The 17,496-nt window shown below is 58.3% G+C and carries 17 protein-coding genes; 8 read left to right on the forward strand and 9 right to left on the reverse strand.

The window, feature by feature from the left end; genetic code table 11:
• Nucleotides 1–9: 9 nt before the first annotated feature.
• The 4 genes from IMCC20628_RS15685 to IMCC20628_RS15700 all read right to left on the reverse strand — a co-directional run bounded on the left by IMCC20628_RS15685 (nt 10) and on the right by IMCC20628_RS15700 (nt 4,471).
• On the reverse strand, nt 10–1,464 hold the full coding sequence (locus IMCC20628_RS15685) for a M81 family metallopeptidase (protein WP_047031000.1): 1,455 nt from the start codon (nt 1,462–1,464) through the stop codon (nt 10–12).
• Nucleotides 1,461–2,900, reverse strand: coding sequence for an amidase family protein (locus IMCC20628_RS15690; protein ID WP_047031001.1), 1,440 nt, complete (start codon nt 2,898–2,900; stop codon nt 1,461–1,463). Before IMCC20628_RS15690 ends, IMCC20628_RS15685 begins: the two co-directional genes overlap by 4 nt.
• Nucleotides 2,897–3,748: an alpha/beta hydrolase gene (locus IMCC20628_RS24310; RefSeq protein WP_082128165.1), complete on the reverse strand. Its 852-nt coding sequence runs from the start codon at nt 3,746–3,748 to the stop codon at nt 2,897–2,899. Before IMCC20628_RS24310 ends, IMCC20628_RS15690 begins: the two co-directional genes overlap by 4 nt.
• 261 nt (nt 3,749–4,009) lie before the next feature.
• Nucleotides 4,010–4,471 carry an Lrp/AsnC family transcriptional regulator gene (locus tag IMCC20628_RS15700; protein ID WP_082128166.1) on the reverse strand — a complete coding sequence of 154 codons (462 nt, stop codon included), beginning with the start codon at nt 4,469–4,471 and terminating at the stop codon, nt 4,010–4,012.
• Between the two features lie 95 nt (nt 4,472–4,566).
• Here IMCC20628_RS15700 and IMCC20628_RS15705 point away from each other — a divergent pair, with 95 nt between their 5' ends.
• Nucleotides 4,567–6,015 (forward strand): aminotransferase class V-fold PLP-dependent enzyme, encoded by a 1,449-nt coding sequence (locus IMCC20628_RS15705; protein ID WP_047031002.1) that lies wholly within the window; start codon nt 4,567–4,569, stop codon nt 6,013–6,015.
• A gap of 11 nt (nt 6,016–6,026) precedes the next feature.
• Here the strand turns inward: IMCC20628_RS15705 and IMCC20628_RS15710 are convergent, their stop codons facing one another.
• Genes IMCC20628_RS15710 through IMCC20628_RS15725 form a run of 4 tightly spaced genes read right to left on the reverse strand, consistent with a single transcriptional unit; the run spans nt 6,027 to nt 9,702 of the window.
• The gene (locus IMCC20628_RS15710) at nt 6,027–7,223 is read right to left on the reverse strand and encodes a Xaa-Pro peptidase family protein (RefSeq protein ID WP_047032643.1); all 1,197 of its coding nucleotides are present in this window, start codon (nt 7,221–7,223) and stop codon (nt 6,027–6,029) included.
• An 18-nt stretch (nt 7,224–7,241) separates the two neighbouring features.
• Nucleotides 7,242–7,655, reverse strand: a complete 414-nt coding sequence (locus IMCC20628_RS15715) for a cupin domain-containing protein (protein ID WP_047031003.1) — start codon at nt 7,653–7,655, stop codon at nt 7,242–7,244.
• The gene (locus tag IMCC20628_RS15720; protein WP_047031004.1) at nt 7,652–8,500 is read right to left on the reverse strand and encodes a phosphoenolpyruvate hydrolase family protein; all 849 of its coding nucleotides are present in this window, start codon (nt 8,498–8,500) and stop codon (nt 7,652–7,654) included. The genes IMCC20628_RS15715 and IMCC20628_RS15720 overlap by 4 nt, the downstream gene beginning before the upstream one ends.
• An 11-nt stretch (nt 8,501–8,511) precedes the next feature.
• Complete coding sequence (locus tag IMCC20628_RS15725; protein ID WP_047031005.1) at nt 8,512–9,702, reverse strand: Tm-1-like ATP-binding domain-containing protein; 1,191 nt, start codon at nt 9,700–9,702, stop codon at nt 8,512–8,514.
• Nucleotides 9,703–9,804: 102 nt separating this feature from the next.
• Here IMCC20628_RS15725 and IMCC20628_RS15730 point away from each other — a divergent pair, with 102 nt between their 5' ends.
• The 7 genes from IMCC20628_RS15730 to IMCC20628_RS15760 all read left to right on the forward strand — a co-directional run bounded on the left by IMCC20628_RS15730 (nt 9,805) and on the right by IMCC20628_RS15760 (nt 16,483).
• On the forward strand, nt 9,805–10,464 hold the full coding sequence (locus IMCC20628_RS15730) for a TetR/AcrR family transcriptional regulator (protein ID WP_047031006.1): 660 nt from the start codon (nt 9,805–9,807) through the stop codon (nt 10,462–10,464).
• Nucleotides 10,465–10,791: 327 nt separating this feature from the next.
• Nucleotides 10,792–12,102, forward strand: a complete 1,311-nt coding sequence (locus IMCC20628_RS15735; RefSeq protein ID WP_047031007.1) for an extracellular solute-binding protein — start codon at nt 10,792–10,794, stop codon at nt 12,100–12,102.
• An 84-nt stretch (nt 12,103–12,186) separates the two neighbouring features.
• On the forward strand, nt 12,187–13,092 hold the full coding sequence (locus tag IMCC20628_RS15740) for a sugar ABC transporter permease (protein WP_047031008.1): 906 nt from the start codon (nt 12,187–12,189) through the stop codon (nt 13,090–13,092).
• Nucleotide 13,093: 1 nt separating this feature from the next.
• A complete protein-coding gene (locus IMCC20628_RS15745; RefSeq protein WP_047031009.1) occupies nt 13,094–14,056 on the forward strand; it encodes a carbohydrate ABC transporter permease in 963 nt (320 codons plus the stop codon).
• Nucleotides 14,053–14,325 (forward strand): hypothetical protein, encoded by a 273-nt coding sequence (locus IMCC20628_RS15750; RefSeq protein WP_082128167.1) that lies wholly within the window; start codon nt 14,053–14,055, stop codon nt 14,323–14,325. The genes IMCC20628_RS15745 and IMCC20628_RS15750 overlap by 4 nt, the downstream gene beginning before the upstream one ends.
• On the forward strand, nt 14,325–15,413 hold the full coding sequence (locus tag IMCC20628_RS15755; protein WP_047031010.1) for an ABC transporter ATP-binding protein: 1,089 nt from the start codon (nt 14,325–14,327) through the stop codon (nt 15,411–15,413). Before IMCC20628_RS15750 ends, IMCC20628_RS15755 begins: the two co-directional genes overlap by 1 nt.
• The gene (locus tag IMCC20628_RS15760) at nt 15,413–16,483 is read left to right on the forward strand and encodes an ABC transporter ATP-binding protein (RefSeq protein WP_047031011.1); all 1,071 of its coding nucleotides are present in this window, start codon (nt 15,413–15,415) and stop codon (nt 16,481–16,483) included. The genes IMCC20628_RS15755 and IMCC20628_RS15760 overlap by 1 nt, the downstream gene beginning before the upstream one ends.
• A 35-nt stretch (nt 16,484–16,518) precedes the next feature.
• Here the strand turns inward: IMCC20628_RS15760 and IMCC20628_RS15765 are convergent, their stop codons facing one another.
• The gene (locus IMCC20628_RS15765) at nt 16,519–17,493 is read right to left on the reverse strand and encodes an NAD(P)-dependent oxidoreductase (RefSeq protein ID WP_245307796.1); all 975 of its coding nucleotides are present in this window, start codon (nt 17,491–17,493) and stop codon (nt 16,519–16,521) included.
• Nucleotides 17,494–17,496 lie beyond the last annotated feature (3 nt).

Consider the following 17,496-nt stretch of genomic DNA (forward strand, 5'->3'; position numbering starts at 1 on the left):
TTGACAGGTTCATGCGCTCGCCGGCCTTCGCCGGGAGCTGGAATAATTCAGCGACGCAAGATCCATGGTCACGCGCCCGGGGGCCGCGACGAGGATGATCTCGCTTGCCATTTTCTCGTAGGCACCGCGAAAATGGACGGAGCTTTTGACGCACAGGATTGGCAGCTCTGCAGGGTCGAGGCCGAGATGATGGATCAGCGCAGGTTCCGATGCCTGCATGCGCCTTCCCGCCACGATAACCCGCACGCCCGCTTGCTCGAGCAACGCCACTGGCCCCATCTCGATGCTGGCGCCTGCATACATCGGTCCGACACCGGTAAACTGCCCGTCACCCACGGCGACAACACGCCAGGGCCCCGGGACAGGAGCACCGCTTTCGGGATCGGTTCGGCCACCGACGCTGATATCCAGAACCGCATCAACGCCGGCATCGACTGCCGCCTTCGCTGCTTCGCCATCAGCGATATGCACCAGAAGTGCGCCCTCGGCTTTCGCCTCGATCAATGCGTGCAGCAGACCGGTGGTGTCATTGCTGCCTCCGCCGCCCGGATTGTCCTGAACGTCGGCGATGACAACCGGATGTTTGTCGATCTGCATCGCTTGCTCAACGCCCTGCGCTGCCGTGCAGAGGTGGGCATGGAATTGCGGCTCAGCCTGCGTCCATTGCTGCAATGTCTCGTTCGCAGCCGCATCGGCGGCATCCTGACTTTCGGCATAGATGGCGAGAGCCGGACCTGCATCCGGCACATCTGCAAGCGGAAAGCCGAGAGTAATCATTGTATCGACATCAGTCCGGGCCTCGGCCGCGCGGTAAAGCCCTTCGACGGGAGACGAGCCGGTGCCCTGCGCCACCAGCGGCAGCAGATAGGCCATCTGCCGGAACGCCTTGGCTGGACGTGGTGCGCCCTTGGCCAACTCCAGCAACCGCTTCATTGCGCGCGCACCCGTGTCGGCCATGTCGATGTGAGGATAGGTCAGATAGGCAAACATCTGGTCTGCGGCGGCGACCATGCGCGCAGACAGGTTGGTGTGCAGATCAAGCGCCACGACGATGGGCAGGTCTGGGCCCACCAGAGTCCGTAGCCTGCCCAGAAGCGCGCCTTCGGCATCGTCGTCCTCCGTTGTCGCCATGGCGCCGTGGAGTTCCAGAAACAGGCCGTCCACCGGCAGCTGATCCTGCAGCCGTCCGGCGATCTCGTCAGCCAGCGCCTCGAAGGCTGCATGGCGCACCCGGCCCGACGGCAGGGCCATGGTCCACAGCAGTGGTACCGCCGTGATGTCAGTATGTTTGAGAACTCGCAAGGCACCTGCCATGGGAACCGAAGTGCCCGCCAGCGCCGCCTCGATCTCGTCGCCGCGGCTTTGCTTCGGCCAGCCGCCGGGCGCGAGAAAATCTTCAGCCTCGGTCAGGCCCGGCGCGAATGTGTTGGTCTCATGCTGAAGGCCGGCGAGTGCTATCCTCATGCGGCAGGTTCCAGTACGGGATGATGCCACTGTCTGCTTGCCTCGAAGGCTTGCGATGCCCGCAGCACAAGATCGTCGCGGAAGGGAGCGGCAACGATCTGCAGCCCGATGGGCAACCCCGGAACCTGGTTGCTGTCCGATCCGGTCAGACCGCAAGGGATTGATGCGGCAGGCTGATGGGTCATGTTGAATGCAAAGGTATAGGGCGACCAGATGCGCCCTTCGATCTGGAACCAGTGTTCGTCCTGCGGCTGCGGCCCGGTTCCCAGTGGGAAAGGGGCGACTGCCACGGTGGGCGTCAGCAGTATATCGTAAGTTTCATGGAAGGCCTTCATCCGGGACACCAGCGTTTCGCGGTGGCGCATCGCGGCGATCAGATCGTCAGCACTGTAAGCCTTGGCCTGATCGAGAACCCGCGCCACCAGTTCGTCCATCTTTTCGCGCGCGTTCCCTGCCCCGCTGGCGCGGTAGCTGGCTGCACGATTGCAGATGCGCAGGCAGTTGTAGGCTTCGAACAGGCCGGAAAAGTCCGGGTCCACCAGTTCGACCTCGGCCCCCATATCGGCAAAGGTTCTCGCTGCGGCATCTGTGGCGGCCCGCACATCCGCATCGGGATCCACCAGTCCCAGACCGGGGCTATAGGCGATGCGCAGACCTGCCACGCCGGCTTTCGGATCGGCCGCAAGGACTGCATCCTGGCGAGGCAGTCCATAGGGATCGCGCACATCCGGCCCGGCCAGCACCCGCAGCAACAGCGTGGTATCCTCGACCGTCCAGCCCATTGGCCCGGTGTGGCCCAGAATACCTGCCGAACTGGGCGGCCAGTTGGCGATCATGCCGAAGGTTGGCTTGATGCCATAGACGCCGCCGAAGCTGGCAGGCATCCGGATCGACCCCGAGGCATCGTTGCCGATGGCCAGCGTGCCGACCCCTGCTGCCAGATGCGCAGCCGCCCCCATGGAGGAGCCAGAACAACCATACGAAAGGTTCCAGGGTGAATGCGTCTCTCCGGTCAGCGGGCTGCTGGAATAGGGACTGCCACCAAACTCCGTCGTCGTTGACTTGCCATAGATCACCGCACCCGCGGCACGGGCACGGGCCACTGCAGGCGCGTCGGTATCCTGCGGCGCGTCCGGATCGGTGGTCAGCGATCCCTTGCGGGTTGGCATGCCCTTGGTAAGGAGCATGTCCTTTACCGACACCGGCACGCCATCCAGCGGACCCAGCGGCGTCCCGTTTTGATAGCGCGCCTCGGCTGCGTCTGCGGCCTTCATCGCTCCTTCACGGTCCACATGGGCGAAGGCATTGATCATTGGCTCGACCTGATCCAGCCGATCCAGCACCGCGCCAAGAGCTTCTTTCGGGCTCAGCGTCTTGGCGGTGAAGCCGCGGACCATTTCGACTGCGGACATGGAAGCAAGGGAAGTGTCAGTCATACGGTGTCTCCGGCAAGTGCCTGTGTATCGATCCGGCTCGCCAGATGCGCATGATCCTTGATGAACCCGGACAGATATTCCGTCACCGTCTCGGGCGCCTCGATCTGCGGCATATGGCCAATGCCATCCAGAATGGTTGCGGGGCCCTGCCCCACCAGTCCGGCAATCCGGTTGCATTCTGCGGGCGGGCAAACAGTATCCAGCACCCCGCCCATGACAGCCAGCGGCATCTTCAACCCGCTCAGGATATCGCTTCGGTCCCATCCAGCAGAAGCGTTAAGTGCCGCAAGATAGCCCTCGCGGTCGAGACGCTCGAAATCCGAGACCAGTCGCGCGATCATTGCCTCTGTCGCGTCCGCCGGCAGGACCTGATGCGCCACACGGCGAGCAGCATCCGGCCAAACCTCGCCGTCCACGAAAAGTGATTGGCGGCTGGTAACGTAGTCACGGCGCTGTGCAGCATCGAGATGCGCCAGAAAACTGGCCTGTGCACCGGACAGCACAACCGCCCCCAGACGATCAGGCATGAGCGCGCAGACTTCCATCAGGATGCGTCCGCCCATGGAATGGCCAACAGCGATCACCCGGTCCAGTTCCAGGCTGTCAAAAACGCGCAAAAGGTCTTCCGCAAAATCGCGCATCGACGTGACTTGCGGTCCATGGCTTTGCCCGTAGCCGCGCGCGTCCCATGCAAAGGTGGCAAACTCCATCGAGAGCGCCTCCACCTGTGCGGTCCATTGGCCGCGATGCCCGCCGATGCCATGCAGCAGGAAAACCGCAGGACCTGCGCCATTGCAGTTCAGCGCAATGCTGGTCTGTGGATCGATGGATCGATGGATCGTGAAAATGGGACAGCCTCGGCATTTTCAGGGTTTCAGGTCTGAAAGGAGAGCACCTTCAAGACACCGGATTGGTCAAAGATACGAATGGAGGCCATTACGTCAAATGACAAATCATACTAGGGCCATTCAGTTTGGTTATGATCCAATGGCAACTCATCTCCTTAACCGGAAAATGACGCCATTCAGCAGCAATCAACGAATTGCCGCTAGCCTTGATGCGCAAACACAGGCTGCACCCGAAAAACTCGTTGAGGTTGTCCATGAGACTCAAGGCAGATGCAGTGGCTGATCTTTCAGGATCGTTTCCATCGAGAACAATCCGGTCACCGTTTCCAGATCGACCTTCGCAGTCAGCTTTTTGTAGACCCGGTCATATCCCGACATCGAGGTTGTCACGACCTTGATCAGGTAGTCCCAATCGCCACCAATCCTGTGCACGTCGACAATTTCAGGAATACCGGCGAGATGCTTGCGAAACTCCCGCATCCAGCTTTCGCTGTGCTGGCGGGTGCGGATCATCATGAACACCGTCAGATCCAGGCCAAGCAGATCCGCATTCAGACGGGCATGAACCCCTTCGATCACGCCAAGTTCTGTCAGGCGTTTGGTCCGTCGCCAGCACGCATTTTGCGAAAGCCCGACGGCGGCGGCAACGTCACGCTGCGAAAGCGCCCCATCCTTCTGCATGACGGTTAGAATTTTGCGGTCAATGCTATCTAATTCGATCATATGACCCAATATTCTTATATATGACGCAAATTCAAGTGATTTTTTTGGCTCCAAAGCAGATAGATTGTACCACGCAACCAAATGAGAGTGTCGTGATGAACAAGCCCCTTGCCGTAAGTCTTTTTGACCGTTTTCGCTCGAACATCCGAGAAGACAACATTGTGGCAAGCCTGACCGAAGGCCTGATCGGGCATCACGCGATGATTGACGGGCCGTTGGGCAAGAAGCCGTTGATCTATGCTGATTACGTCGCCTCAGGCCGTGCGCTGCGCCAGATTGAGGAATTTGTACTGACCGAGCTGCTACCGTTTTATGCCAATAGCCACACTGAAGCGTCCTATGTCGGCGGCATGATGACCCGCCTGCGCCGTCAGGCGCGTGATATCATTCGCGCTGAATGTCACGCGTCCAAAGATCACGCCGTGATCTTTGCCGGATCGGGCGCGACCGCAGGTATCAACCGGCTTGTGCATCTTTTAGGGCTGACCGAAATGGTCGCACAGGGCAAATCACCGGTGGTTCTGATCGGTCCTTATGAACACCATTCGAATATTCTGCCCTGGCGGGAAAGCGGTGCCGAGGTGATTGAAGTGCCTGAAGCCGAATGCAGCGGGCCTTGCATGCCAACACTCGAAAAGACGCTCGCCAGTGTTGCCGGGCGACCCATCATCGGTGCATTCTCTGCCGCGTCGAACGTCTCGGGGATCACCACTGATGTGACCGAGGTCAGCCGCGTTCTCAAAGCGGCTGGTGCCATCGTGGTCTGGGATTATGCAGGCGCTGCGCCATATCTCCCGATTGATATGTGCCCCGAGCCTGACGCATTAATTGATGCTATTGTACTGTCTCCGCACAAGTTCGTCGGTGGGCCCCAGGCATCCGGCCTGCTGATCTTGCGCCACGACGTGGTGCGCTCCGAGAAACCCACTCTGCCGGGCGGCGGCACCGTGCGGTTTGTATCGCCCACCACCCACGATTATTCAGGCAATGTCGAAGCCCGCGAAGAGGCAGGAACCCCAAACGTCATAGGCGATCTGCGCGCTGCACTTTGCTTTCTGGTCAAGGCCGAGATCGGTCAAGAATTCATCACCCGTCGCAACCGGGAAAATTGCCAAAAGGCAATGCAGGCTTGGGGACTACACCCCAACATCGAATTGCTCGGAAATATCACGTGTGACCGGCTTCCGATTTTTTCATTCCGGTTACGGGATGGCAAAGGTGGTTATGTGCATCAGCAGCTCGTGACACGCCTGCTTTCGGATTGTTACGGCATTCAGGCACGCGGCGGCTGCGCCTGTGCCGGTCCTTATGTGCACCGCGTGCTTCATATTGATGATGACAGCTCAGAGCAAATGCGCTCAGCGATCCTGGCAGGCAGAGAGATCGAGAAGCCAGGCTTTGTCCGCCTGAACTTCAGTTTTCTTGCCACGGACGCGGAAGTTGAAACCATCCTGAAATCGGTGCTGGAACTTGCCGATAGCGCAAACCAGCACGTGGCAGCCTATACATGTGACCCTGCCACGGCGATTTTTACTCCGGCCTGACCGACAGGCAGCTATTCAGGATTAACTATGGTCCATCCACGATTGTCGCTTCCAAACAACTCATATCCATTCTCAGTCAGGATGACTGTATCCTCAAGCTTGATGTAGCCGCGCCTTGGATGCGCCATTGTGGTTTCCACCGACAGCACCATTCCAGGCTCAAACGGTGTGTCCGCATCGGACCCCTGATAGGCGACAGGATGATTTGTCATCAGGAACGGCGCTTCGTGACTGATCAGCCCCATGCCGTGGGCAAAAAAGTCATTATGCGCCGCATTTGGTCCGCGCCTGAGTTCGGCTTCACCCGCGGCGATCATCTCGGCCCCGGTTTTTCCCGGCGCGATCTGGGCAAAGGCAGCCTGCTGCACGGCTTCTACTTCAGCCAGAATGTCGTTGAGTTCCGCATCGGGCTCTCCAAGCACACCCATCCTGCAGATATCGCCGATGTAGCCGTGAAGATTGCCGCCTGAATCAATCGACAACACTTCGCCCTTGTTCCAGGTCTGGTCCGAGCCTGCGCGGATGTGGCTGTCGCCCAAAGTCAGAAGGCAATATTCAAACGTCAGCTCCCGTGCAGTTTCTTCCTGACGCAACTTCTCGATGATCTCGAATTTCGATGTCCCCTCGCCTGAAGCCAGAATTGCCGCCTGCATCGAGGCGCTGATCCGCGCCGTCGCCTCGCGCAACAGGTCCAGTTCCGGTTTTGACTTGATCATCCTCAGACGGGTCAGCAGCATGCTGGCATCACTGAACTTTGCCTGCGGCAGGGCTGTCGCCAGTGCATCAAACCCGTCCTTGGGCATGAAACCCGCCTCAAAACCGATCCGGCCGCTGGCAACGCCGCATTTCTGAAGATGCTCCGCAACCGCCTGCATGGTGTCGACCGAGCCCCAGTATTCCGGATGAAACTCCGGGACCCAGAATGGTGCCACCTTGTGTTCATGGATTTCCATCTTGTTGGCAAAATAGCCGGTTCTGGAGGCATCGCCGCGAACATAGACGAAGGCCGGCAGATAACGGCTCTGGCCAATGGCATCCATGGCAGAGAAAAAGATGAACTGGTAGCCGCCGAGCAGGTAGCGGACATTGTGCTTCGAGGTGGCCACGAAGGCATCAAGGCCTGCCGCCTCCATGGCGGCGTCAAGCTGTTCAAAGCGGTATGGCAGGTCGCTCACCGAATCTGCGTGCATGGGCTGAATGTCGTGCATCATGGTTTGCTCCTTCAATCAGGCATGGGGCGGAGTGACGAGACGGAAATCGGGCAGGTCACGCAACAATTCCTCTGGTCCAGTTGGACTGTAAACGACGAAGAGCTTCATCGGTTTGTCTCCGGTATTCAAGGTGGAGTGAAAGCGGCTTTCGGGCACAAACATCGTGCAACCAGCGCGCACCTGTTCGGTGACCGGATTGCCTTGGGTATCTTCAATCATCTGTTCGCCGTTGCCTTCGAGCACGTAGATGATCTCCTCGGCGCCGGGATGGTTGTGGCGGGAGTGGCCCTTTCCGGGCGGCACATGCACGACACCTGCCGAAAACCTGCCGGCTCCGTTGACCGAAGGGCCGCAGGTGACTGTCAGATGTCCCCAATCAAAGGCAAAACGGTCGACCGCTTCAGGGTAGATAAAAAGTGTCTCGCTCATGCTCCAGTTCCTTTCAGGTTAGGCAGCGATTTGAAGTTTCGAATCTGATCGCGGATTGCGGTTTCGGCCGGCAGTCTCTCTGCCGAACTTGCGCCGTAAAACCCGTGACAACCGTTGCAGTGCGCCAGGACATAGGCGGCATCGTCGGGCATCGAAATCGGTCCGCCATGGCACAGGATGATGATGTCTTTCCGTACCGCGCGGGCAGCAGCGGCAATCTCGTCAATCTGCGCAACGCAATCGTCGAGGCTTTTCGCAGATGTCGCACCAATGCTGCCGCCGGTGGTGACGCCCATATGCGCCACGATGATATCCGCACCGGCCCGCGTCATGGCATCGGCTTCTTCGGCATTGAAGACATAGGGCGTCGTCAACAGGTCAAGCTCGTGGGCGGCTTTGATCATGTCGACCTCGAGGCCGTAGCCCATGCCGGTTTCCTCAAAGCTTTGGCGCATCGCTCCGTCAAACAGGCCGATTGTCGGGAAATTCTGCACGCCGGAAAAACCCATGGCTTTGAGTTCGGCCAAAAATTGCGGCATCAGCACGAAGGGATCAGTGCCGTTAACCCCGGCCAGAACCGGCGTGTCGCGGACCACCGGCAAAACTTCCACCGCCATTTCCTTGACGATCTCGTTGGCGTTTCCGTAGGCGAGCAACCCCGCCGCAGAGCCACGTCCGGCCATACGGTAGCGGCCTGAATTGTAAATGATGATGAGATCAATACCGCCGGCTTCCTCGGCTTTGGCCGAAAGCCCGGTGCCGGCGCCGCCGCCGATAATCGGGCGACCTTCGGCAACCATGGTGTTGAGACGGTTGAGAATTTCCTTGCGTGGAATAGCGGGCATGAGTGGCTCTTTCAAATGATGGACAAAAAGGTGTCGGCGGCGGCTTTTGCAAAGGCCGGGTCGTTGATGTGAAGCGGCAGGCGCTCGATGCGCCGGTTGGCGGAGGTCTCGAAAGCGGTTTCGATTGCACTAAACAGTGCCGCATCTGCCTCGGGATCGAAGAATGCTCCGCCCTTGATGTCGAGAGCGGAAACACCTTTTTCGGGAATGAGAAACCGCACCGGGCCATTGCAGGCGCTGAGCTTTCGACCGATCCATTCGCCAATCCGGCGGCACTCTTCCGGCGTCGTGCGCATCAGGGTGACATTCGTATTGTGGTGATAGAAGCACCGGCCTGCGAAAGCTGCGGGCACAGTGTCCGGCGCCCAGAAATTGACCATATCGAGGGCGCCGACGGAACCGACATAGGGAATGCCTGTCCGGGCTATCGCGTCGAAACGCTCTGGCAGGGCGGGAAGCACGCCACCGACCAGAAGGTCGCAAACTTCAGTGGTCGTGATGTCGAGTACACCGGTGAGAACCCGGTCATCGACAAGTTTTTCCATCGTGCGCCCGCCAACACCGGTGGCGTGAAAGACCATGCAATCATATCTGTCTTTGAGATGCTCGACTGTTGCGGTGACACTTTGCGTTGTCACGCCAAACATCGTCAGACCGATGGACTGCTGCGCGCCGGTCTGCTGATAGGGCGAGCGCACCATCCCGGCGATGGCTTGGCCGGCGTTGTGCAAAATCATGCGGCTCAACTGATTTAGCCCGGCGAGGTCGGTGACAGAAGGCATCATGATGATGTCGGAAATATCAACGTAAGGGGCCACATCACCAGAGGCGAGTGTCGACACCATGATCTTGGGCACGCCATAAGGCAGACCGCGCATGCCGGCGGTGATGATGGATGTTCCGCCACCGCCGCCGAAACCGATGACACCGGCGACGTCATCGCGGCCAGCAAGAAAACGAGCAAAGGCCTCGCCCATTCCACTAACGGCCGCCCCCCGATCATCACCGGACAGCACAGCGCCCACTCCATTTGAATGATGGGCAGCGATTTCCTCAGCGGTGATGTCCACCGCGACGGAACGCTCGCGTATACCGACATCAACCCGTTTGACTGGCGCTCCCGCGTCGGCGACGCAATCGGCCAGATAGACAAGTTCAGCGCCCTTGGTGTCAGCAGTGCCTACTACATAGACGTATTTCAAAGCGTCCTCCCCTTCACAGCGCCACACCCAGTCCGGCCCGCCGCTGCCTCCCAATTACAAAATCATGGTTGCCAATTTTTGAGACCCGCGTATCATATTGGTATGAAAGTCTCACACCAGTCAACTGAAACAGAAATACTTCCCGAACGCGGGCCTCGGGCCCGCACCCGCAAACTGATGCTGAAAACCGCCAGTCGGCTGATGCAATCGGGACTGACCCCATCGGTGAGTGAAGTCGCAGAAGCTGCGGAAGTTTCGCGCGCAACCGCCTACCGGTATTTTCCGAGCGAGGTGGCACTGGTCCATGCTGTGGTTGATGAAGCGCTTGGTCCGATCCTGACGTGGAAAGGCCAATCGCATGATGCGGAGGCCCGTGTTCTCGACCTGTTTGAAAAGTCCCTGCCCCGGATTGCCGAGTTCGAGGCGACCTTCAAGGCAGCCTTGAGGATGTCTCTGGAACAATGGGCGCACGCGCAAGATGGAACCCAGGGCGAAAAACCCCGCTTCATGCGTGGACACAGGATAGAGTTGCTCAACGACGCACTGTCGCCGTTGCGCGCCACGTTGCCACCCAAGGAATTCGACCGTCTCGCCCAGGCTCTTTCGCTGATCTACGGCGTCGAGGTTTACACCGTCCTCAAGGACATCTGGGGATTGCCGATCACGCAATCTTCCGAGGTTGCGAAATGGGCCGCTTGCGCCCTCGTCCGATCCGCTGTCGCCGAGGCGCAAACACCCTGCGCAGCCAAGAATGCCATTTGATCTGGTCTTACCAATCACAACAAAATTACCCTTCTGGACAAGAGTGGCATATCACAACGTTTTCGGAGGAAATACCGATTTCTCTATATTCAGTGCCATTTTCTGTCCCATAAAATGGCACGACACACAAGACACAACAGATGGAAGCGCTTGACCGGGCGTTATTTTGGTAATACCAATTTGAAACTAACTGTGACAGTGGAGGGTCACCCACGGAACCACAGGAGTGAGCATACCGGCAACGGTCAGGATCTGGCGGTACACAGCCTGCAATCCGAACCTGCCGGCTACTGAGAAGACAACGTGCATCAATGGGAGGAGATCATAATGCGCAATAGACTCATCGGCATCGCCGGAGGACTGGCACTTGCTTTGGCAAGCAGCACTTCAGCGTATGCGCAGGAACTCACGATATTTTGGGCGGAATGGGATCCGGCGAACTATCTTCAGGAACTTGTCAACGAATATGAAGCGGAATCCGGCGTCACGGTCACCGTGGAAACAACCCCCTGGTCGGATTTCCAGACCAAGGCTTTCACCGAATTCAACGCACGTGGCTCAGCCTATGACATGATCGTCGGTGACAGCCAATGGCTTGGCGCCGCGTCGGAAGGCGGCCACTATGTCGACCTGACCGACTTCTTCAACGAGCACAATCTCGGCGAAGTCATGGCCCCGGCAACAGTGAAATATTATGCCGAATATCCCGGCAACTCCGGCAAGTATTGGGCTGTTCCCGCTGAAGGCGACGCTGTTGGCTGGTCCTATCGCAAGGACTGGTTCGAGGATCCGGCCGAAATGGCGGCTTTCAAGGAAAAATACGGCTACGATCTGGCCCCTCCGGCTGACTGGAAACAGTTGACCGACATCGCCGAATTCTTCCATCGCCCCGACGAAAACCGTTATGGCATCGCGATCTACACCGACAATTCCTACGATGCGATGGTGATGGGCGTCGAAAACGCGATCTTCTCCTATGGTGCCGATCTGGGTAACTTTGAAACCTACGAGGTCGACGGCTACGTCAACAGCGACAAGGCTGTCGCCGCACTGGAGAACTACAAGAAGCTCTACAGCTACACCCCTCCGGGCTGGGCCAAGACCTTCTTCGTCGAAAACAACCAGGCGATCACCGAAGGCCTCGTGGCCATGTCGATGAACTACTTTGCCTTCTTCCCGGCATTGTTGAACGAGTCGTCCAATCCGCACGCAGCCAATACCGGCTTCTTCGCCAACCCGGCCGGTCCGGATGGTGATCAGTTCGCGGCTCTCGGTGGTCAGGGCATTTCCATCGTCAAGTATTCCGAAAACCAGGAAGAGGCGATGAAATTCCTGGAGTGGTTCATCAAGGACGAAACCCAGAAGCGCTGGGCCGAACTTGGTGGCTACACTGCAAGTTCTGCGGTGTTGAAGTCCGATGAATTCCGCAAGGCGACGCCATACAATGAGGCGTTCTACCAGACCATGTTCAAGGTCAAGGACTTCTGGGCAGTGCCTGAATTTGCGGAGCTGCTGACATCGGCCAACCAGCGTCTGTACCCCTTCATCGTGGGCGACGAAGGCTCGGCCAAGGAAACCCTCGATGCTCTGGCATCGGATTGGGAAGCCACCTTCAAGAAGTATGGCCGGACGAAGTAATTCCCAACGGCCAAACCGATACGACAAGGGGCGCTGCGGCGCCCCTTCATTCCCTTACAATCCGAAGCGCAAGGAAGCTTTCCAGTGGCGTCTCAAGTCATGACCAATCTCGACCCTAAATCGCGCGCTGCCGCGAAGGGGCTGAGTGACCTGACCATCCGCAACCTGTTCATCATACCGACAATTGCGTTTCTGATCATCTTCAACATCTTTCCGCTGCTCTATTCGCTGGCCTACTCGTTCACCGATTTTCGCGCATCGACCAATGCGCCGGCGCAATTCGTCGGCCTGCAGAATTATCGTGAACTGCTCAGCGACCCGTTTATCTGGAAGAATTTCTCGATCACCGCGAAATATGTGCTGATTTCGGTCGCAGGCCAGGTGATTGTCGGCTTTGGGCTCGCCATGCTGCTCAACCGCTCGATCCCGGCCAAGGGACTGATCACCACCTTGCTGCTGCTGCCGATGATGCTGTCGATGGCCGTCGTTGGCCTGTTCTGGAAGCTGCTCTACGATCCGAATTTCGGGATTATCAATTACATTTTTGGCTTGGACAAATTCGAGTGGCTGGCTGATCCGGACATGGCGCTCTATGCCATCGCCATTGTCGACATCTGGATGTGGGCCCCATTCGTCATGCTGCTGTCGCTGGCCGGGCTGTCCGCGGTACCAAAACACCTTTACGAAGCCGCCGAGATCGATCGCGCGTCGGGCTTCTACACCTTCTTCCGCATCACCCTGCCCCTGGTTGCCCCGATCTTGATGATCGCCATCATTTTCCGGACCATGGAAGCCTTCAAGACGTTCGATCTGGCCTATGTGCTGTCTTCACAGCCGACAACAGAACTGATCGCGATCCGGCTTTACAAAATGGCATTTCAGGAATGGCAGACCGGCATGTCATCGGCTTTGGCCTATATCGTGCTGATCATGGTGGTCGCAATCACCAACATCTATGTGAAATACCTCAACAAAGTGAAGGCGCGCTAAGATGGCCGGCGTTCGTACCCCCCAAGAAAAATGGACGAACCGCGTGGCGATTGTCGCAGTGTTCGTTGCCGTAGCAATCATGCTGACCCCAATCTACTGGATTGCCGCAACGTCTTTCAAACCGCGCAACCTGGCGACCACGATTCCCCCGACTGTGGTGTTCCAGCCGACAGTGTCGCCATTCGTCAAGCTGTTCACCAAGCGCTCGCAACTGCGCGATCAACCAAGCGCGGAAGAGTATGCCGCGGCCCCCTGGTGGGAGCAGATGGTCTTCGACGGTGGCGAGAAGGTGGTTCGAAACGGCAAGACCGGTGAGGTCAGATCATCAGGCTATGGCGACCGTTTTACCAATTCGCTGATCATCTCGATCGTGTCGACCATTCTGGCTGTCTCGATGGGAACACTGACGGCCTACGGGTTCAGCCGATTCAAGGTGAAGGGCGAGGATGACTGGCTGTTTTTCATCCTGTCGACCCGAATGCTGCCGCCAGTTGTTGTCGCGATCCCCATGTTTCTGATGTACCGGGTGGTAGGCCTCAACGACACCCATCTGGGGCTGATCATCCTATACACCGCGTTCAATCTGAGTTTCTCGGTGTGGATCATGAAAGGCTTTATTGACGAAATCCCCCGCGAATACGAAGAAGCGGCGCTCGTCGATGGCTACACAAGAATGCAGGCGTTCTTCAAGGTCGTACTGCCCGAGGCACTGACAGGCATGGCGGCCACGGCAGTGTTCTGTTTCATCACCGCCTGGAACGAATATGCTTTCGCCCTGATCATGACCAACCGCAACGCCCAGACCGCGCCACCCTATATTCCGTCACAGGTCGGCAGCGGTCTGCCGGACTGGACCGTGATCGCGTCAGGCACGCTGTTGTTCCTGATCCCGGTGGCGATTTTCACCTTCCTTCTGCGCAATCATCTGCTGCGCGGCATGTCCTTCGGAGCGATCCGCAAATGAGTTTTCGCAGCATCAACCAACGCTTCCTCGCCCCCGCGGCACAAAGCCTGATGATCTTCGGCATCATCTCGCTATGCCAGCCCTGGAGCCTGTTCCTGCACCAATACGGCGTCACGCTGACGCTGATCGGACTTATAACCTTCATGATCACCTCGAAAATTGCGCCTGATCCGGAGCCCGAAGAAAGCTTCATCGACGAATCCCTCGACATGCTCGAACTCAACGACACGTCTGCCAAGAATGGCTCCGGCATTGCGGGGACCAACTGATGGCACAGATAGATATCCGCAATGTGCAGAAGTTCTTTGGCCATCACCAGGTGCTCAAGGACCTGAACCTGACTATCGCGGACGGCGAGTTCGTCGTCATGCTGGGCCAGTCCGGTGGTGGCAAAACCACCGCCCTGCGCGCCATTGCCGGCCTCGAAACCGTGACCTCAGGACAGATCCTGATCAACGGCACCGAGGTGCAGGACCGCAAGGCCGCCGACCGCGACATCGCTTTCGTGTTCCAGTCGTTCTCGCTCTACCCGCACATGACGGTCCGCGAAAATATCGCCTTTCCGCTGCGCGCAGTCCGAATGAATGCAGCCGAGCGTGACAAGGCTGTCAACGAGGTCGCAGAAACGCTGCAGATCGCCGAGCACCTGAACCGCAAACCGTCTGCGCTATCAGGCGGAGACATGCAGCGTGTGGCGATCGGCCGGGCGCTGGTCCGGCGCCCACAGGCGCTGTTGATGGATGAGCCGCTGGGCGTGCTTGATGCCAAGTTGCGCGAGCAGATGCGCGCCGAAATCAAGCGTCTGCATATCGCGCGTGGATCGACGTCGGTCTATGTCACCCATGATCAGATCGAGGCGATGAGCCTCGCCGACCGCATTGTCATTCTGCACGATGGCGTGTTGCAGCAGGTCGGTGCGCCCGATGAAGTCTATCTACATCCCACCAATTTGTTCGTTGCCAAATTCGTTGGCTCACCGGTGATGAATATCAACGACGTCCGCATTGAAAATGACACGGTTGCATTGGATGGCGCTCAATCGGGCTTTCACTTTCCAGCCGATGCGTTGACCAAAGTCCGCAATGCCGGCGCCGCACTTACGCTGGGCATTCGTCCCGAAGCGGTGCTGCTCGAGCATGTAAAACACAACGGCTTCATTGAGGCCGAGACAACAAACATCGAGCCATTGGGCAGCCATGATATCGTCGATGTCCGCGTCGGCAACACATCGTTCCGTGCCCGCACCGCAAGCGGGTTTGTCTCCGGTGAGGGACAGCGTGTCTGGGTCAACCTGGATCCCGCACAAGCGCATTTCTTTGACACGGCCACCGGCCTAAATTTGCGGGGAGCAAACTGATGGCCGATATTTCGCTGAAAGGCATCACCAAGAAATTCGGCTCCAACAGCGCCTTGCGTGATCTTGACCTCGACATCAAGGATGGCGAGTTCTTTGTGCTTCTCGGACAGACCGGGGCCGGCAAGACCACCACGTTGCGGGTGATCGCCGGGCTGGAAACACCCAATTCGGGCCAGGTCATGATCGATGGGCAGGACGCAACCAGGTGGAACGCGGCCGAGCGCGACGTCGCGCTGGTGCTGCAGCAGTACTCGCTCTATCCACGCCTGACCGTGCGCGGAAATCTGGAATTCCCGTTGAAATCCCGGACCCAAAACTTTACCGCGGCCGAGATCAAGGAACGCGTCGATCGTGTCGCTGAAACCCTGCAAATCACACGATTGCTGGATCGCAAGGTCGAGCGCCTTTCGGGCGGCGAAATGCAGCGGGTCTCGATCGGCCGTGCAATTGTTCGGCAGCCGCGCGTATTCCTAATGGATGAGCCACTGTCGGCGCTTGACGCCAACTTGCGCGATGTCCTGCGGGTCGAACTCAAGAAGCTGCACAATGAACTGGGGGCGACTTTCGTATTCGTGACCCACGATCAGGTCGAGGCGATGTCGATGGGCGACAAGATCGGCGTGCTCAACAAGGGCAAACTCGTGCAGGTCGGGACCCCATCAGAAATCTATGCCAAACCGATCAACACATTCGTCGCCCGCTCTGTCGGGACACCACCGATGAACCTGCTCGACGGCACGCTGAAGGGTTCGGCGGCGATCCTGGATGCCGGCAAATTCAGTCTGCCGGTCAATGCACCCGCTGGGTCAGATGGCGCAAAGCTGCGTTTCGGGATCCGGCCAGAGGATGTGCTGCTGGACCCCGAGGGTCTCGCATCAGGCCGCGTGTTTGACATCGAAAACCACGGTGTGATCAAGATCCTGACGCTGGATATTGACGGTGTTCATCTGCATGCCACTGTGTCGGCGCAGACAAAGGTGCAAATTGATGAGACTCTCAAATTCGGCTGGAAGCCGGAGAAGGTGCTTTATTTCGATCCGGCGACCGGGCGCAATCTCGGCCTGAACTGAGCCCGGAGCGTCTGGCAGAAGGCAGCAAAACTACGTCAGCCGAACCGGCTGACGTAATTGTCCCAAACGGCTGGATTGCACAAATTTACCGGCTTGTTTCCGGCCAGAATTCGTCTGGTTTCCATCACCACGCCCTGTCCCATGCGCAGCATGCTTTCTTCGGTAATGCCCGCCATGTGCGGTGTCAGGATGACGTTGCGCATCGACAGGAAAGGATGATCGTCGGGCAATGGCTGCCGGTCGAATACATCCAGAACGGCTCCGCCGATCGGGCCCGATCGAAGCGCCTCAATGAGCGCCTTTTCATCGATCACCGGACCGCGGGCAACATTGACAAGGATCGCGCCCGGCTGCATCAGCGCCAATTCGTCGGCTCCGATGATTCCGCGGGTCTTGTCATTGAGTGGACAGGCGAGGACGACGACATCGCTGTGTGAGAGCACATGCTTCAGATCCGCAGCTTCGGCACCTGCTGGCAATGCCTCCGGCCTGCTGGTAACGGCCAGAACCTTCATACCAAATCCACCATGCGCGATCCGGAACAGTGCGTTTCCAACATTTCCCATGCCGACAATGCCGATGGTCCGTTGGCTCAATTCGCGTCCATGATCCGAATGGGCCCGCGCCACGGCCCAGCCAGCCGACCTGAGATCAGCGCTTACAGCCGGATAGCGCCTCAGCAGCGCCAGAGATGACCAGATGCAATGCTCGGCCACGGTGACGGCATTCACGCCGGGCACATTGGCCACCAGAACACCTGCGTCGGTGGCCGCGTCGAGAGGGATCATGTCGAGCCCTGCCCCGTGCCTGACCACTGCTTTCAAGGCTTTCTCGCGGCCAAAGATCTCGGACGGGATCGGTGCCCGCACCACGATGATAGACGCACCGGCGCTTTCTCCAAGGATTGCCGAAGGAGACGGTTCGCTGGCGATGACCAGGTTTCCAAGCGTCTGCAGTTCGGCTGTCACATCGGGATGAAGCGGATGGGTGGAGAAAATCATGTCAGGCATCAC

The sequence above is a fragment of the Hoeflea sp. IMCC20628 genome (genome assembly GCF_001011155.1).
Classification (GTDB): Bacteria; Pseudomonadota; Alphaproteobacteria; order Rhizobiales; family Rhizobiaceae; genus Hoeflea.